Source organism: Nonomuraea sp. NPDC003560, from assembly GCF_042878785.1.
In the GTDB taxonomy this organism is placed as follows: Bacteria; Actinomycetota; Actinomycetes; order Streptosporangiales; family Streptosporangiaceae; genus Nonomuraea.
On record NZ_JBIAOF010000001.1, the window covers coordinates 588,226 to 603,372 of the forward strand.

General features: G+C 72.9%; 16 protein-coding genes. 6 read left to right on the plus strand and 10 right to left on the minus strand.

Annotated features, from left to right (window positions below; all coding sequences use genetic code 11):
* Positions 1 to 20 precede the first annotated feature (20 nt).
* Positions 21 to 635 (minus strand): thymidine kinase, encoded by a 615-nt coding sequence (locus ACFYUV_RS02825; RefSeq protein WP_352322400.1) that lies wholly within the window; start codon positions 633 to 635, stop codon positions 21 to 23.
* Positions 636 to 737: 102 nt separating this feature from the next.
* Here ACFYUV_RS02825 and ACFYUV_RS02830 point away from each other — a divergent pair, with 102 nt between their 5' ends.
* Genes ACFYUV_RS02830 through ACFYUV_RS02840 form a run of 3 tightly spaced genes read left to right on the plus strand, consistent with a single transcriptional unit; the run spans position 738 to position 4,917 of the window.
* The gene (locus tag ACFYUV_RS02830; RefSeq protein ID WP_357992394.1) at positions 738 to 1,109 is read left to right on the plus strand and encodes a hypothetical protein; all 372 of its coding nucleotides are present in this window, start codon (positions 738 to 740) and stop codon (positions 1,107 to 1,109) included.
* Between the two features lie 6 nt (positions 1,110 to 1,115).
* Positions 1,116 to 3,116, plus strand: coding sequence for a hydantoinase/oxoprolinase family protein (locus ACFYUV_RS02835; RefSeq protein ID WP_387664196.1), 2,001 nt, complete (start codon positions 1,116 to 1,118; stop codon positions 3,114 to 3,116).
* Positions 3,109 to 4,917, plus strand: a complete 1,809-nt coding sequence (locus ACFYUV_RS02840) for a hydantoinase B/oxoprolinase family protein (protein ID WP_387664198.1) — start codon at positions 3,109 to 3,111, stop codon at positions 4,915 to 4,917. The genes ACFYUV_RS02835 and ACFYUV_RS02840 overlap by 8 nt, the downstream gene beginning before the upstream one ends.
* Before the next feature lie 14 nt (positions 4,918 to 4,931).
* Here the strand turns inward: ACFYUV_RS02840 and ACFYUV_RS02845 are convergent, their stop codons facing one another.
* Positions 4,932 to 5,801, minus strand: coding sequence for an NAD(P)-dependent oxidoreductase (locus ACFYUV_RS02845; RefSeq protein WP_387664200.1), 870 nt, complete (start codon positions 5,799 to 5,801; stop codon positions 4,932 to 4,934).
* A gap of 72 nt (positions 5,802 to 5,873) precedes the next feature.
* Between ACFYUV_RS02845 and ACFYUV_RS02850 the strand changes: the two genes are divergently transcribed.
* Positions 5,874 to 6,554, plus strand: a complete 681-nt coding sequence (locus tag ACFYUV_RS02850; RefSeq protein WP_387664202.1) for a histidine phosphatase family protein — start codon at positions 5,874 to 5,876, stop codon at positions 6,552 to 6,554.
* On the opposite strand, the gene ACFYUV_RS02855 is transcribed toward ACFYUV_RS02850, so the two are convergent.
* From ACFYUV_RS02855 to ACFYUV_RS02865, 3 genes are read right to left on the minus strand one after another with little or no spacing between them, the layout of a single operon-like run.
* The gene (locus ACFYUV_RS02855; RefSeq protein ID WP_387664204.1) at positions 6,532 to 6,981 is read right to left on the minus strand and encodes a hypothetical protein; all 450 of its coding nucleotides are present in this window, start codon (positions 6,979 to 6,981) and stop codon (positions 6,532 to 6,534) included. The two genes, ACFYUV_RS02850 and ACFYUV_RS02855, sit on opposite strands and share 23 nt — an antisense overlap.
* Complete coding sequence (locus tag ACFYUV_RS02860) at positions 6,971 to 7,492, minus strand: RNA polymerase sigma factor (protein ID WP_387664206.1); 522 nt, start codon at positions 7,490 to 7,492, stop codon at positions 6,971 to 6,973. Before ACFYUV_RS02860 ends, ACFYUV_RS02855 begins: the two co-directional genes overlap by 11 nt.
* A 47-nt stretch (positions 7,493 to 7,539) precedes the next feature.
* The gene (locus ACFYUV_RS02865; RefSeq protein ID WP_387664208.1) at positions 7,540 to 8,070 is read right to left on the minus strand and encodes a uridine kinase; all 531 of its coding nucleotides are present in this window, start codon (positions 8,068 to 8,070) and stop codon (positions 7,540 to 7,542) included.
* A 75-nt stretch (positions 8,071 to 8,145) separates the two neighbouring features.
* On the opposite strand from ACFYUV_RS02865, the gene ACFYUV_RS02870 reads away from it, so the two are divergent.
* Both ACFYUV_RS02870 and ACFYUV_RS02875 read left to right on the plus strand, forming a co-directional pair.
* Complete coding sequence (locus ACFYUV_RS02870) at positions 8,146 to 9,303, plus strand: CoA transferase (protein WP_358284925.1); 1,158 nt, start codon at positions 8,146 to 8,148, stop codon at positions 9,301 to 9,303.
* Positions 9,304 to 9,376: 73 nt separating this feature from the next.
* Positions 9,377 to 10,861, plus strand: coding sequence for a carboxyl transferase domain-containing protein (locus ACFYUV_RS02875; RefSeq protein WP_364328282.1), 1,485 nt, complete (start codon positions 9,377 to 9,379; stop codon positions 10,859 to 10,861).
* Between the two features lie 4 nt (positions 10,862 to 10,865).
* Here ACFYUV_RS02875 and ACFYUV_RS02880 read toward each other — a convergent pair whose 3' ends face one another.
* From ACFYUV_RS02880 to ACFYUV_RS02900, 5 genes are read right to left on the minus strand one after another with little or no spacing between them, the layout of a single operon-like run.
* Positions 10,866 to 11,261 carry a hypothetical protein gene (locus tag ACFYUV_RS02880; RefSeq protein ID WP_352363918.1) on the minus strand — a complete coding sequence of 132 codons (396 nt, stop codon included), beginning with the start codon at positions 11,259 to 11,261 and terminating at the stop codon, positions 10,866 to 10,868.
* Positions 11,258 to 11,704, minus strand: a complete 447-nt coding sequence (locus tag ACFYUV_RS02885) for a hypothetical protein (RefSeq protein WP_352322420.1) — start codon at positions 11,702 to 11,704, stop codon at positions 11,258 to 11,260. Before ACFYUV_RS02885 ends, ACFYUV_RS02880 begins: the two co-directional genes overlap by 4 nt.
* A gap of 4 nt (positions 11,705 to 11,708) precedes the next feature.
* A complete protein-coding gene (locus ACFYUV_RS02890; protein ID WP_387664211.1) occupies positions 11,709 to 12,518 on the minus strand; it encodes a carbon-nitrogen hydrolase family protein in 810 nt (269 codons plus the stop codon).
* The gene (locus ACFYUV_RS02895) at positions 12,478 to 13,419 is read right to left on the minus strand and encodes a DUF418 domain-containing protein (RefSeq protein WP_387664213.1); all 942 of its coding nucleotides are present in this window, start codon (positions 13,417 to 13,419) and stop codon (positions 12,478 to 12,480) included. Before ACFYUV_RS02895 ends, ACFYUV_RS02890 begins: the two co-directional genes overlap by 41 nt.
* Positions 13,416 to 15,137 carry an alpha/beta fold hydrolase gene (locus tag ACFYUV_RS02900; protein WP_387664215.1) on the minus strand — a complete coding sequence of 574 codons (1,722 nt, stop codon included), beginning with the start codon at positions 15,135 to 15,137 and terminating at the stop codon, positions 13,416 to 13,418. The genes ACFYUV_RS02895 and ACFYUV_RS02900 overlap by 4 nt, the downstream gene beginning before the upstream one ends.
* Positions 15,138 to 15,147 lie beyond the last annotated feature (10 nt).

Consider the following 15,147-nt stretch of genomic DNA (forward strand, 5'->3'; position numbering starts at 1 on the left):
GCCGGGGCCAGGCACGCGGCTCAGGCCGGGGCGCCGCCCTCGCCGAGCTGGCCGGAGCGGTGGTGGCGGCGGCAGAGCACCTGGTAGCGCACCGGCGAGGCGTCGGTGTCGCCGATCACGACCTGCTCGCCCGTCCGCGCCAGCACCCCGCCCACCACGCGCGCGTTGAGCTGCCCGGGGCGTCCGCACCAGCACAACACCTCGACCTGCAGCCGGCACACCTCGTCGGCCAGCTCGAACAGCCGCTGCGCGCCGGGGAACATGACCGATCTGAAGTCGGAGGCCAGCCCGAAGGCGTAGACGTCGATGCCGTGCTCGTCCACCAGGTCGGCGAGCTGCTCGATCTGCTCGACCGTGTAGAAGCAGGCCTCGTCGCAGATCAGGTAGTCGATGCGCTCGTGCGAGGTGACCAGGCCGACGAGGTCGAGGGAGTCCTCCACCTCGATCGCCTCAAGGCCCAGCCCGATCCGGCTGGTGACCTTCGGTCCGCCGGAGCGGTCGTGCTTGGTCAGGACCAGCCCGCGCCGCCCCTGGCGGCCGTGGTTGTAGTTCATCTGGAGCGCCAGAGTGGACTTCCCGCAGTCCATGGGGCCGAAGTAGAACTTCAGCACGGCGTCCCGGGCTCCGGATGGCACGGCTGACAAGGCAGACAGTTCGGTCACAGGAGGCCAGCTTAGCGGCTTGGCTTGTTCCATGACCTCGTGGGACATTTCTCCCCTGGACTATCAGGAGGAACTGTGGTCACCGACAATCCACCGACGCTCGACGCGATGCTGACACAGGACGACGTGACGGCCGCCCAGGCCGACGCCACCCGATGGCGGTACGGTTTCCTGGTCGTCGTGGCGGGCATCGTCGCGATCCTGATCGCCTTCGGCGCCGCGGTGTTCGCCACCAAGGAGTTCGCCGCGCTGTTCGCGGGCGTGGCCGGGGTGGTGGGCACGATCATGGGCGCCTATTTCGGCGTGCAGGCCGGCCAGTCGGGGAAGGCCAGAGTCGAGGCCGAACTGGCAAAATCCCAAGAGCTGGTGGTGCGCCTGGCGGCCTACGTCGGCACCCAGAACGCGCCCCGGGTCATCGACGAAGTTCTCGGCCGTCGCCGAAGCTGAGGAGCCATGCGTAGCGTCCGAATCGGAGTGGACACCGGGGGCACGTTCACCGACGTCGTGGCGGTGGACGAGCAGACCGGTGAGATCGTCACCACCAAGACCCCCTCGACGCCCGCGAACCCGGCCGACGGGTTCGTCGCGGGCATCGGGAAGCTGGGCGAGCTCGACGTCGCCTCCATCGTCCACGGCACCACCGTCGCGACGAACCAGCTGCTCGAAGACCGCATCGGCAACCTCGGCTTCATCACCACCGAGGGCTTCGAGTTCATCCTGGAGATCGCCAGGCAGAGTGTGCCGGACGGCTACGGCAACTCCTACTTCTGGGTCAAACCGCCGCGGATCGTCCCCGTGCACCTCGTCAGGACGGTCGGCGGCCGGCTCGACCACCTCGGCAACGAGGTGCGGCCGTTCTCCGAGGAGCAGGCCGTCGAGGCGGCGCGCTGGCTCAGGTCGAAGGGGATCACCGCGGTCGGCGTGTGCTTCCTGCACTCCTACGCCAACCCCGAGCACGAGCGCCGCATGCGCGAGATCCTCTGGCGCGAGCACCCGGAGGCGGTGATCTCGCTCTCCAGCGACGTGCTGCGCGAGTACCGCGAGTACGAGCGCTCGATAACCACCCTGGTGGACGCCGCGGTCAAGCCCGCCGTGCGCGGCTACATCGCCGGACTGTCCAACCGGCTCGGCATGCCGTTCTCGGTGATGAAGTCCAACGGCGGCGTGCTGTCGGCGCGCGAGGTCGTCAACCAGCCGATCACCACCGTGCTGTCGGGCCCGGCGGCGGGCGCGCTCGGCGCGGCGCTGATCGCCTCCACGGCCGGGCACCCGTCGGTGATCACCCTCGACGGCGGCGGCACCTCGACCGACGTGGCCGTGGTGATCGACGGCGAGCCGTCCCTGACCACCGAGGGCACGGTCGGCCGGTACCCGTGCAAGATCCCGATGATCGACATCGTCACGGTCGGCGCGGGCGGCGGCTCGGTGGCCTGGATCTCGCCCGAGGGCACGCTGAAGGTCGGCCCCCGCTCGGCCGGCGCCGATCCGGGGCCCCTGTGCTACGGCAAGGGCGGCTCGGAGGTCACGGTCACCGACGCGCACGTGTTCCTCGGCCGCATCCCGCCCCACCTGCTGGGCGGCGAGATCCCGCTCGACGCCGACGCCGCCCGCCAGGGCGTCGAGGCGCTGGCCGACAAACTCGGGCTCAGCCCCGAGCGCACCGCGACCGGCATCCTGGAGATCAGCGCGTTCAACCAGAGCAACGCGATCCGGCAGCTCACCGTCAAGCGCGGCCTCGACGTACGGGACTTCCCGCTGGTGACGTTCGGCGGGTCCGGGCCGCTGCTGGCCTGCCGCCTGATCGACATCCTGGGCCTGCCCGCCGTCGTCGTGCCGCGCGACCCGGGCAACGTCTCGGCGTTCGGCCTGCTCACCGTCGACGTCAAGAACGACTACGTGCGCACGTACGTCACCCGCGACCTCGCGCTCAAGACCGCCGCGCAGATCTTCCAGGAGCTGGAGGGCCAGGCCGCCGAGGCGCTCGACCGCGAAGGCTTCGACGACCCGGTCCACGTGCGCAGCGCCGACCTGCGCTACTACGGGCAGGCGTTCGAGGTGCGCGTCGCGGCTCCGGCGGGCCCGCTCGACGACGACTGGAAGCGCACGGTGATCGACGCCTTCCACGACGCCCACGAGAAGCTGTACGGGTACGCCTACCGCGACGACCCGCGCCACGGCGTCGAATGGGTCAACCTGCGCGTCTCGGGCATCGGTCCCATCACCCGTCCGGCGATCCGGCGGCTCGGCAAGCCGGGGGAGGGGGCCACCTCGGTCCGTCCCGTGCACTTCGATGAGACCCGCGACACGCCGATCCACCAGCGGGCCGCGCTCGGGCCGGGCGCCACCGTCCAGGGCCCGGCGGTCATCGAGGAGTACGGATCGACGATCCCCGTGCACCCGGGCTTCACCGCGAAGGTGGATGAATACGGAAATGTGGAGATCCGACGTGATTGATCCGATCCTGGTGGAGATCGTCGAGGGCACGCTGGCCTCCGTCGAGCGGGAGGTCGAGACGGCCATCGCCCGCACGGCCCGCTCCCCGATGATCCGCGACGCGCACGACTTCCGCGCCGGCATCCACGACGCCCGGCTGCGCAAGCTCACCGGCCGCTCCTACAGCGCGCTCGTCCAGCCGATCGTGCGCGACTTCCCGATCGAGACGATGAAGCCCGGCGACGTCTACTTCCACAACGACGTCTACCTGTCCGAGGGCGGCATCGGCCACCTGCCCGACCTGTGCGTCACCGTGCCGGTCTTCCACGACGGGGCCGTGGTGGCGTTCGTGCAGGCGTTCGGCCACCACGACGACATCGGCGGCGCGGTGCCCGGCTCGATGCCCTCGCACGCCCGCTCGGTGTACGAGGAGGGCCTGATGATCCCGCCGATCAAGCTGTGGGACCAGGGCGTGCCGAACGACACCGCGCTGCGCATCATGACCCGCAACTCCCGCATGCCCGACTCCCTGGCCGGCGACCTCGACGCCGAGTGCTCGGCCTGCCTCATGGGCGCCCGCCGCCTCGGCGAGCTGTTCGACCGGTACGGCAGGCAGGCCGTCGAGGACTGCTTCGACGCGATCGTCTCCAAGACCACCGAGACCTTCCGCAGGGAGCTGCTCGCCAAGATCCCCGAAGGCACGTACGTCTGGGAGGACTACGCCGAGCACGACGGCGTCGACGAGCCCCGCCTGCACGCCCAGCGCATCACGCTCACCGTCGACCACGCCGCCGACGCGCCGCTCACCATCGACTTCACCGGCACCTCGCCCCAGGCCAAGGGCCCGATCAACCACGCGGGCGACTACGCCGACGGCGTCTTCCTGAAGAAGTGGCTGGCGCCGGTGCTGCGCAACCTCGCCGACACGCCAGAGCGCATGGCCGAGCTCGACGTCAACGAGGGCGTCGTGCCGCTGATCAGGATGGTCTTCCCGGAGAAGGGCACGCTGCTCACCCCGGTCTTCCCGGCGCCCACCAACGCCCGCACGTTCGTCATCCTGCGCCTGCTCGGCGTGCTGGCCGGGGTGCTGGCCAAGGCCACCGGCGGACGCATGCCCGCCGACCAGGAGACCATCCGCTACACCGGCGTCTACGGCAGCGACGCCGACGGCACGCCGTACCTGATGCGCGAGGTCCTGGGCGGCGGCTCGGGCGGCCGCTGGTACGCCGACGGCGAGGACACCATCCACATCGTCCCCGACTCGCGCAACATCCCGGTCGAGTTCGCCGAGGCGCGCTGGCCGTTCCGGGTGGAGCGGCTGGGGCTGGCCTGCGACTCGGGCGGCCCCGGCATGTTCCGCGGCGGCCTGGGCTACGACAAGCACATCAGGATGCTCAGGGACGCGTCGTACATGTCGATCGCCGACCGGTCGATCCTGTCGTGCTGGGGCGTCAACGGCGGCCTGGCCGGGCGTCCGTTCCGGGTGGAGATCGCCGGCAAGGAGATGGACGGCCTGGTGGACGACCACCCCGTCCAGGCCGGCGACCTGATCCGCATCCGCACCACGGGCGGCGGCGGCTGGGGCTCCCCCTACGACCGCGACCCGCGGGCGGTGGCGGCCGACGTCCGCGACGGCAAGGTCTCGATCGCCGGCGCCCTGGGCGACTACGGCGTGGTCCTGGACGGCGACCGCATCGACGAACGCGGCACCGCCGAGCTCCGCGCCCGCCTCCGCCCGCCTGCTGACCGCTTCTTCGACCGCGGCCCCGGCTACCCGAGGCTGTCCGGCGGCAGGACGTTCGCGGAGGTGGACGAACTGTAGGGAACCGGCGAGGGCTACTCCTCGTCGAAGCTGGCGAAGTAGGTGGCCACCATGTCCTGGTCGCCGTGCCCCTGCGCCTCGGCGCGGCGCAGGCGCTCGCCGGCCGCCGCCACCATGTCCAGCCGCACCCCGGCCGACTCGCCCGCCTCGGTGATCAGCCGGGTGTCCTTCTCGGCGTTGTGCACGGTGAAGGACGGCTCCAGGTCGCCCTCCAGGATGGCCTTCGACTTGGCCTGGAAGTAGACGTTGTCCAGCGGGCCGCCGGTGATCACCTCGCGGACCAGGCCGGGGTCGACGCCGAGCCCCTTGGCCAGGGCCAGGGCCTCGGCCACGATGCCGGTCATCGAGATGGCGTAGCTGACGGCGGCCATCTTGAGCCGGGTGCCGGTGCCCTGGGCGCCGTCCTCGCCGAGCCACAGGGTGCGCGCGCCGACGGCGTCGAACACCGGGGCGAGCGCCTGCCTGGCCGGCTCGGGGGCGGCCGCCAGGATGAGCAGCGTGCCCTGTTCGGCCGGCTGCCTGGTGCCCTGGACGGGCGCGTCGGCGAAGGTCAGCCCGTGCTCGGCGGCCAGGGCGGCCAGGCGGCCGACCGCCGCCACGCCGACCGTGCTCATCTGCGCCCACACCTGGCCGGGGCGCAGCGCGGGCGCGGCGGCGGTCATCGCGTCGTGCACGGCGTCGCCGTCGCTGAGCATCGTGACGATCACGTCGGCGCCCTCGACCGCCTCGGCGGGGGAGCCGGCCACGACGGCGCCGTCGGCCGCCAGCGGCTCGGCCTTGTCCCGCGTGCGGTTCCACACCCTGACCGGCAGGCCGGCCTTGAGCAGGTTGCGGGCCATGGGAGCGCCCATGAGCCCGGTCCCGAGCAATGCGACTTCAGTCATGAGGATCACCCTACGACGGCCCGCTCCGGCGGCTTCGGCGAGGTACGGCGTCCGGATGCGAGGATGGCGGCCATGGGACCTTCGCGGATCGTCGCCGTACGCCACGGGGAGAGCCAGGCGAACCTGGCGCACGCGCAGGCCGGCGACCGGCCACTGGTCTACGAGCGGGGCGACCACGAGGTGACGCTGACCGACCTCGGCCTGCTCCAGGCGCGGGCGCTCGGCCGGATGCTGGCCGGGCTGCCCGCCGGCGAGGCGCCCGAGGAGGTGTGGTGCTCCCCCTACCTGCGGGCCCTCGACACCTGGAAGGCCGCCCAGGAGACCTGGGGCGCCGGCGCGCTGCCGGTGACCGTGGACGAGCGGCTCAGAGACCAGGAGTCGGGCGATTTCGCCCGGTTCAACCTGGCCGCCATCGGCGAGCGGTTCCCCGGCGAGGTGCGGCGGATGCGGGCCGAGGGCCCCTACGCCTACCGCCCGCCCGGCGGCGAGTCGCTGGCCGACGTGGTGGCCCGGCTGAAGGACTTCCTGCACGGGCTGCGCGCGGCGGCGGACGGGCGGCGGGTGCTGATCGTCGCCCACGACTCGGTGGTGCTGGGCCTGCGGCACGTCATGGCCGGGCGGGACGACGCCGACCTGGCCGACGTCCTGCGCTTCGCGCCGGTGCCGAACGCGTCGGTGTCGGTCTGGCGGGCCGCGGGCGGAGGGTTCGAGGTGGTGGCGTTCAACGACGTCACCCACCTAGATCCCGCTTGAGCCGCAGCAGCCGCGCCCGCCGCGCGTGGGCCTGCCCGGTCAGCACGGCGCTCGCCGCCACGAACGCCAGCCCGAGCGCCAGCGCGCCGGTGGCCACGGCGGCGACGAGCGCGGTGGTGAGCAGGGCCGCCGCCAGGGCGATCCAGCCGGCGATCACCCGGTCGCGGGCGAACAGCGGCGTTCTGCGCGTGCTCAGCCAGCCGCCGTAGCAGGCCCAGGCCAGGCAGAACGCGGTGAGGGCGGCGAAGGCCAGGTGGGTGCGGCCGGGCAGCGGGCCGGGCTCGGTCCACCACAGGGCGCAGACGAAGACCGTCCCTGCGGCCCCGGCGAGCAGGGCGGTCAGCGCGCGCACGCGCCGCCACGGCGACAGCGACGGTTCGAGGCGCTCGATGATCTGGTCGGCGGTCAGGCGCGGCTCATCGGTCATGGTCGGTCTCCTTCAGGTGGTCGCGCAGGAGGCGGCGGGCGCGGCTGAGTCTGGACTTGACGGTTCCGGCGGGGATGCCGCAGATCTGGGCGCACTCCTCGACCGGCAGGTCCTCCAGGTAGTGCAGGACGAGGATCTCCCGCTCGGGAGGGGGCAGGGCGGACAGGGCGGCGAGCAGGCCGGCGCGGTCGACGACGGCCTCGGCGGGGTCCTCGGTCACCGGTTCCGGCTCGGCCGCGCCCTCCGCCCTGGCGTACTCCTCGCGCAGGCGGTCGGTGACCGCCCGGCGGGCGATGGTGAACAGCCAGGGCGCGAACCGTCCGGGCGCGCGCAGCCGGGGCAGGCCGCGCACGACGGCCGCCCAGATCTCCTGGGCGACGTCGTCGGCCCGCTCGGCGTCCAGCATGCGCCGGACGTAGGTCCAGACCGGGGTGTGCCAGCGGCGTACGAGTTCGGCGATCGCCGCGCGCTCGCCCAGCTGGGCGCGTACGACGAGCAGCTCATCTGTCATGTCGTCCTTCCGTCACCCTGCTCAGTCGGGCGGGAGGGCGACCCGGTTCACGTCTCGACGACGAGATCGGCGCGCTCGCGGGTGCGGTCGGCGGCGAACCAGGCCCGTTCGGCGGCGAACCACTGCCGCCACCGGGGTTCGAGCTCGGGGCCGTCGCGGTCGAGGACGCGCCGCAGCCGCACGGCCTCGGGGGCCTCCACCCAGACGGCGAAGGCCAGCAGGCGGGCGGCCGACCGGCGGGCGGTGCCGACGCCCTCGACGACCAGCACGGGCGCGGGCGGCACGGAGACCTGGTCGGCGTAGCGTTCGCGCACCCAGTCGTACCGGCGGAAACCGGCCGGGCGGCCGTGCCGCAGCGGTTGCAGGACCTGCTCGTCCAGCAGCCGGAACCAGGCGCCGGGGCCGTCGTCCCAGTGGACGGGGAAGTCGTCGCTGTGGATCACCTGGCAGCCGAGCGCCGCGCCGAGCCGGCCGGCGAACGTGGTCTTGCCCGAGCCCGCCGGGCCGTCGACGGCCACCAGGCGGACGGGCCCGCAGGAGGGCGGCAGGGCCTGGATGCGGCGGGCCAGGGACTTCACCGGACCAGGGTAGGCGATGGTGGACGGCCGCCTGAGAGAATATTCTTCCGGCCCAACGCAAGCTGGAGGTTGACCTTGCTCGGACCCCTCGGCGACGTCGTCGTCCTCGATCTGTCCAGGGCCCTGGCGGGGCCGCACGCCGCGCAGATGCTCGGCGACCTGGGCGCCCGGGTGATCAAGGTGGAGCACCCGGACGGAGGTGACGACTCGCGCGGATGGGGGCCGCCCTTCGTCGGGCCCGACCACGACATCTCGACCTACTTCCTGGCGGCCAACCGCAACAAGCAGTCCATCGCGGTCGATCTCAAGTCCGCCGAGGGCAGGCAGCTCATCGAGCGGCTCGTCCGCCAGAGCGACGTGCTGATCGAGAACTTCCGCACCGGCGTGCTCGACCGGCTCGGCTTCCCCGTTGAGCGCCTGCACGAGCTCAACCCGCGCCTGGTCGTCCTGTCGATCACCGGGTTCGGCCACGACGGGCCCGAGGGCGGCCGGCCGGGCTACGACGTGATCGCCCAGGGCGAGGCGGGGCTGATGTCGCTGACCGGGCCCTCGCGCGAGGAGCCGTACCGGGTGGGCGCCTCGATCGCCGACCTGCTGGCCGGCATCCACGGCGCGTACGGCGTGGCGGCGGCCCTGTACGAGCGCGAGCGCACCGGCCGGGGCCGGGTGGTGCGCACGTCCCTGCTGGCCGCGGTCACCGGCGTCCACTCCTACCACGGCACGGCCTGGACGGTCGGCGGCCAGGTCCCCGGCGCCAACGGCAACCACCACGCCTCCATCGCCCCCTACGGCGCCTTCCGCTGCGCCGACGGCATGCTGCAGATCGCCGTGGCGAACGACGGCCAGTGGAAGAAGGTCGCCAAGCTACTCGACATCGACCCTGATGTGGCGAAATATGCGACCAACAGGCAGAGATTCGCACACCGGGACGAGCTGATCGCCGACATGGAGAAGGCCCTGGCCGACCACGACCGCGCCCACTGGCTGGCCAGGCTGGGCGAGGCCGGCGTGCCCGCGGGCGCGATCAGGTCGATCGACGAGGTCTACGCCTGGGAGCAGACCCGCTCCCAGGGGCTCCTGGTCCAGGTGGACCATCCCGTGCTCGGCCCGATCGAGCTTCCCGGGCCGCCGCTGCGCTTCGACGGCCTGCCCGCGGCCGAGCACACCGCGCCCCCCGCGCTCGGCCAGGACGGCGAGGCCGTGCTCGCCTGGCTCGAAGAGCGGGAGGGATGATCGGCAATTCCCGGCTCCGGCATGTACCCTCGTGCGTCACCATGGCATCATCGGTTGATCGTTAGGAGCGATAGTGAGCCGTCCGGACGCGCGCACACTGATCGAAGCGGTCCTCGACAGGGGGTCGTGGAAGTCGTGGGACGCGCCGCCCGCCGATCCGGCGGAGCCCGGCTCCTCCTATGCCGAGGAGCTGGCCGCGGCCCGCGTGAAGTCCGGCTACGACGAGTCGGTGATCACTGGCGAGGGGCTGCTCGACGGCCGCAGGGTCGCCGTCGTGGTCTGCGAGTTCTCCTTCATGGCGGGGTCGGTCGGGGTCGCCGCGGCCACCCGCATCGCGGCCGCGGTCGAGCGCGCCACGCGTGAGCGGCTGCCGCTGCTGGCCGCCCCGGCCTCGGGCGGCACCCGGATGCAGGAGGGGGCGCTGGCGTTCGTCCAGATGGTCCGGATCACCGTCGCGGTGCAGGAGCACCGCGCGGCCGGGCTGCCGTACGTCGTCTACCTGCGCCACCCGACGACGGGCGGCGTGCTGGCCTCCTGGGGCTCGCTCGGGCACGTCACGGCGGCCGAGCCGGGGGCGCTGATCGGGTTCCTCGGGCCGCGGGTGTTCGAGGCGCTGCACGGCTACCCCTTTCCCGAGGGCGTCCAGGTGGCCGAGAACTTCTACGAGCACGGCCTGGTCGACGCCGTCGTGTCGGCCGACGACGCCCGCAGGGTCGCGATCCGGGCCCTTTCCGTGCTGTGCGCCGCGCGTACCGGCGTCGAGGCGGGCGAGCCGCCCGCGGAGGACCTGCGGCCGGTGGAGGCGTGGGAGGCGATCACCCGCTCGCGCCGCGACGATCGTCCGGGCGTGCGCACGCTGCTCAAGCTCGCCGCCACCGACGTGACGCCGCTCAGCGGCAGCGGCGCCGGCGAGAACGAGCCGGGGCTCGTGCTGGCGCTGGCCAGGTTCGGGTCGGCGCCCGCCGTGGTGCTCGGCCAGGACCGGCGAAGACAGCGCCGGCGCTCGCCGCTCGGCCCGGCCGGGCTCAGGGTGGCCAGGCGCGGCATGCGCCTGGCGGCCGAGCTGGGGCTGCCGCTGGTCACCGTGGTCGACACCGCCGGGGCCGACCTGTCGAAGTCGGCCGAGGAGGGCGGGCTGGCCGCCGAGATCGCCCGCTGCCTGGCCGAGCTGGTCACCCTCGACGCGCCGACCGTGTGCCTGCTGCTCGGCGAGGGCGCGGGCGGGGCGGCGCTGGCGCTGCTGCCGGCCGACCGGGTGTTGTGCGCGCAGCACGCCTGGTTGTCGCCGCTGCCGCCGGAGGGCGCCTCGGCCATCCTCTACCGGTCGGTCGACTTCGCCCCCGAGATCGCCCAGGCCCAGCACATCCGGGCCACCGACCTGCGGCGCGACGGCATCGTCGACCGGGTGATCCCCGAGCTGCCGGACGCCGCCTACGAGCCCAGGCAGTTCTGTGAGCGCGTGGGGCGGGCGCTGGAGCACGAGATCGCCAAGCTGCTGGAGGTGCCCCCGGCCGACCGCCTGGCGGCTCGCCTGGCCCGCTACCGCGCCCTGGGCTGACCGCCTACGGCACGGGGATGCGTTCGACGCGGATGGAGAAGACCTCCTCGCGCGGCACGACCACCTCGTACGCGCCGTGGTCGACCATCCAGTAGCCGAGCGCCTCGGCCTTCATGCCGCTGTGGCCGGTGTAGGCGATGTGCAGGCCGTCGTCGTCCTCGTCGAGGACGATGCACGGCTCGCCGCCGAAGGCGCCGACGGTGCGGACGAGCACCAGCCACTCCAGCCGCGATCTGGCCACCACCCGCCGCCAGTAGCCCGAGGCGGGCTCGAAGCCGTCGAGCTCCACCTCGCTGAACAGCACCACCTGGTCGTTGTCGGGGCCGAGCGCGGCCGGCAGCGTACGCTCGCCGAACCGGGCCACGAAGCCGGAGGCGACCGGCGTGATCTCCTCGCTCATGCGGCGGGCCGCCAGGTCAGGCCGTCGTAGCCGGCGAAGGGCCGCTCGCCCTCGCCGGTGACGTGGACGATCTCCGCCCCCGCCGGGATCGGCATCGGGACGGTGTGGAACTGCGGCACCACGTGGTCGGGCGAGGTGGTGAACCCGTTGCCGGCGAACGGCGGCACGTCGCTCCAGTCGCCTCCCATGTGCGGGCCGTAGGGCACCGCGTAGGTGTCGACGTCGCGGGCGTGCCAGCGCATCAGGTAGAGCTCGGGCACCTCGGGGAACAGCTCCGAGCCGTCGAAGGACAGGTCGAGGCCGTAGTAGAGGGCCGCCGGCGTGGTCAGCCTGACGCAGTCCTGGACCCGGTAGACGTAGCCGGAGATCACCGTGCGCTTGCCCGACAGGTACGGCACGAGCAGACGCGGCGGCACGACCTTCTGCATCTGCGTTCCGCTCATGGCTCTACTTTACGGTCGGTTGACCCTTGAGCACCCGGTGATCCAGACACGGGAGCATGGCCCTGGCGGTGGCCGTCCATTCGGTGTCGAGGCGGACGAGCTGGACCCCCGGACCGGTGCCGAGGTCGGCCCGGACCACTCCGAGCGGGTCGACCAGCATGCTGCGGCCCACGCCGAACCCGTCCTTCGACTCCTCCGGGTTGGGCGCCTGGCCGACGGCGGCCGTCCACATCGTGTTCTCCAGGGCCCGTGCGCGGACCAGCGTGACCCAATGGTCCTCCTTCAGCGGGCCCGACCCCCAGGCGGCGATCACCGCGAACAGGTCGGCGCCCTTGTCGACCAGCGCCCTGGTCAGCTCGGGGAAGCGGATGTCGTAGCAGGTGACCAGCCCGACGCGCAGCCCGGCGAGCTCGACCACGGCCGGCTCGGTGCCCGGCGCCACCAGGTCGGACTCCTTGGAGCCGAAGGAGTCGAACAGGTGGATCTTCCGGTAGGCGGCCTTGATCCCGCCGTCGGGGCCGATCGCCACGGCCGTGTTGTGCACCTTGGCGCCGGCCGGGCCCTCGCCCGGCTCGAACACGCCGGCGATCACCGCCAGGCCGTGGGTGCGGGCCGCCTCCGCCAGTCCCGACACGAACGGCCCGTCGAGCGGCTCGGCCAGCTCGGTGACGCGCCTGCCGTAACGGGTGAGCGTGGCCTCGGGGAAGATCGCCAGGTCGGCCCCCTCGGCGCGGGCGAGCGCCTCCCTGGCCCTCTTGAGGTTGGTGGCCGGGTCAGGAGAGACCGGAATCTGGCAGAGGGCGATTGTGGTCACGGCCCGACTCTAACCGGTTGGGCACCAGTCGAAACCAGGTCAGGCACCGCCAGATCCACTCAAGTGGGCCGTACCGAAATCTGGTGAGCCACCAGCCGCTGAACAACGTCTGCGCCACCACGGTGGTCAGCGCCACCGCGAGCACCGGCCAGCGGGTGTCGCCGGTCTTCAGCGGGACCGTGCACAGCGCGATCACCGCCGTGCCGGTGACGTAGTTCGTCAGCGCCATCCGGCCCAGCGGCTCCAGCAGGGCCGACGACCATGGCCGCAGCGCCAGCAGCAGCCCACTGGCGTACGCCGCCGCCCCCGACAGCGCGGCCACGCTGTAGACGGTCCAGTCGCCGGCCCCCGGCACGTCCGCGACGCCCGCCCAGCTGACCGTCAGCACCAGGGAGGTCAGCGCCGAGGCCGCGAACACGGGGGCCAGCAGGCTCCGCGGCGGGCGCAGCCGCATCAGCCCCATGCCGACCAGGAACAGCCCGGGGATGAGCGACGGGCCCGCGCCGTGCCAGGTGGCCCAGACGGTCGCCACGACGCCGAGCGCCAGCACCGGCAGGCCGCCCGGCAGGAACGAGGCCGGCAGCAGCACCACCAGGCCGTAGAGGGCGTAGTCGGTCAGCACCTCGCCCTCGTAGAAGGTGTGCTGGAGCAGGCCGAAGCAGGCCAGCCAGGCCAGCCGGCGGGCCAGCGCCCAGCGGCTTCCCGAACGGTCGAGGAACAGCACGAAGCTGATGCCGAACAGCAGCGAGAAGATCGGGTAGAAGCGGCTCTGGAACAGCGCCTCGATCGTGCGGTCGATGCCGGTGTAGGGCTCGTGGCTGGCGTGCTGCCAGGTGTTGACCAGCATGATGCCGCCCACCGCGAAGCCGCGGAGGGCGTCCAGCTCACGGATGCGCGTCACAGGAACCAGGTGAACCACCATACGAGGAATCCGGCGCCGGCGACCGCCGCCACGATGTGCGGCCACCGCCGATCGTGGAACAGGGCCGCGACGCTCAGCACGGCCGAGGCCACCGCGATCCACGTGTACAGGCCGCCGACCGGGGCGGGGACGCCGACGGCCAGGGCCGTCTCGTTCCTGCTCGCCATGCCGTAGACGGCCTGGCCGGTCAGCCCGGCGAACGCCACGCCGGCCAGCCCCGCGAAGGCGGTCACCGACCTGCCGCGCAGCGCGCCCGCGGCGAGCTGGACGAGCGAGACGAGCGCGAACAGCGCGAAGGGCGCGGCCAGCCAGGGCGCCTGCGAGATCCGGTACGGCGCGCCGGTGACGTGCGTGTCGGCGAGCCGGAGCGTGGGCGGCAGACCCGGGTCGGGCTCGCACGGCTTCGGCGACACGCGGTCCGGGGCCTCGACGAACTCGGCGATGTGCCTCCTGGCGCACGCGCTGGTGAGGAAGACGGCGTGGCTGCCGCGGAACGTCTCGAACCGGGCGCCGGGGATGGCTTCGGCGGCGGGCCCGGCCGTCCTGGCGGGGGTGGTGGGGTCCCGGTCGCCGCCGACGACGTAGACGGGGGCCTTGGGGACGGCGTTCACGGGGGCGGATTTGGGAAGTTGCCACGCATCACACACCGCTTTATCCGCGTTTACCGTGAAAAGTCGGGATTTGGTGGTGAAGGTGTTGAACGGCACCTCGTCCTGGCACTGCACCGCGTGGTACAGCCCGAACTCGTGCGACACCAGCCCCTCGCCCACCGCGTCAGCCAGCGGTCGCAGCAGCTCGTCGTGCCCCTCGGCCAGCCCGCCGACCAGCGCGGGCGCCACGGCCGACACGTCCGCCTCGTGCAGCGCCTCGGCCAGCACGGTGGCCACGTCGTCACCGGACATCGTCGCCGTGAACGGCCGGCCGAGCAGCGGATCGGTGGTCGGCACCCGGGCGGGGGAGCGGTTGAGCCCGGCCACCACCCGGTCGAAGGCGTCGCCCACGCCGAGCGCGGCCACGGTGTCGCGCAGGTTGCGGTCGGCGTCGTCGTACCAGGCCACGGACTCGGGCAGGAACGAGTCCAGCACGACCGACCGCACGCCCTGCGGATCGGCCGCGGCGACGTCGGCCATGACCCGGGTGGAGTAGCTGACGCCGAACAGGTTCCAGGAGGGGAATCCGAGCGCCTGGCGCAGGGCGACCACGTCGGCGGCGATCTCCTTGGTGTTGTAGCCGCGCAGGTCGACGCCCTGCTCCTGGAGGCGGGCGCGGCAGCGCCCGGCCGCCGCGCCCACGTCGGCGGGCGGCCTGCGCAGCCGTCCGAGCAGCGCCTCGGCCGTCTCGGGGCAGCCCAGCACCGGACGGGAGTACTTCCCGCCGCGCTGCTCGATCGTCACCACGTCGCGGTCGGGGAACATCTGGCTCAGGAACCCGGTGAGCTGCAGCGACGACGACGCCGGCCCGCCGCCCATGTAGACGATCGGGTCAGGTTTGCGGCCGGCGGCCGTCGAGGTGTGCACGGCGTACCCGACCTTGATGGTCCGGCCCGGCGTGTCGCGGCGCTCGGGGACCAGCAGGAACCCGCAGACGGTGTGCTCCGGCACGGCGACCGGGCAGGGCGCGGACTCCACGGGAGGAGGCGTGGCAGGCGTGACGAGGGGAACGCTCAGGGCGAGGGCTAGCACGACCCGGATGATCACGAGACGAGAC

Excerpts from the sequence above, each read along its gene's own strand:
- ACFYUV_RS02860 (WP_387664206.1), bottom strand. The coding sequence starts at position 7,492 with ATGACAGATGAGCTGCTCGTCGTACGCGCCCAGCTGGGCGAGCGCGCG.
- ACFYUV_RS02880 (WP_352363918.1), bottom strand. The coding sequence starts at position 11,261 with ATGAGCGAGGAGATCACGCCGGTCGCCTCCGGCTTCGTGGCCCGGTTC.
- ACFYUV_RS02885 (WP_352322420.1), bottom strand. The coding sequence starts at position 11,704 with ATGAGCGGAACGCAGATGCAGAAGGTCGTGCCGCCGCGTCTGCTCGTG.
- ACFYUV_RS02855 (WP_387664204.1), bottom strand. The coding sequence starts at position 6,981 with ATGACCGATGAGCCGCGCCTGACCGCCGACCAGATCATCGAGCGCCTC.
- ACFYUV_RS02835 (WP_387664196.1), top strand. The coding sequence starts at position 1,116 with ATGCGTAGCGTCCGAATCGGAGTGGACACCGGGGGCACGTTCACCGAC.
- ACFYUV_RS02845 (WP_387664200.1), bottom strand. The coding sequence starts at position 5,801 with ATGACTGAAGTCGCATTGCTCGGGACCGGGCTCATGGGCGCTCCCATG.
- ACFYUV_RS02850 (WP_387664202.1), top strand. The coding sequence starts at position 5,874 with ATGGGACCTTCGCGGATCGTCGCCGTACGCCACGGGGAGAGCCAGGCG.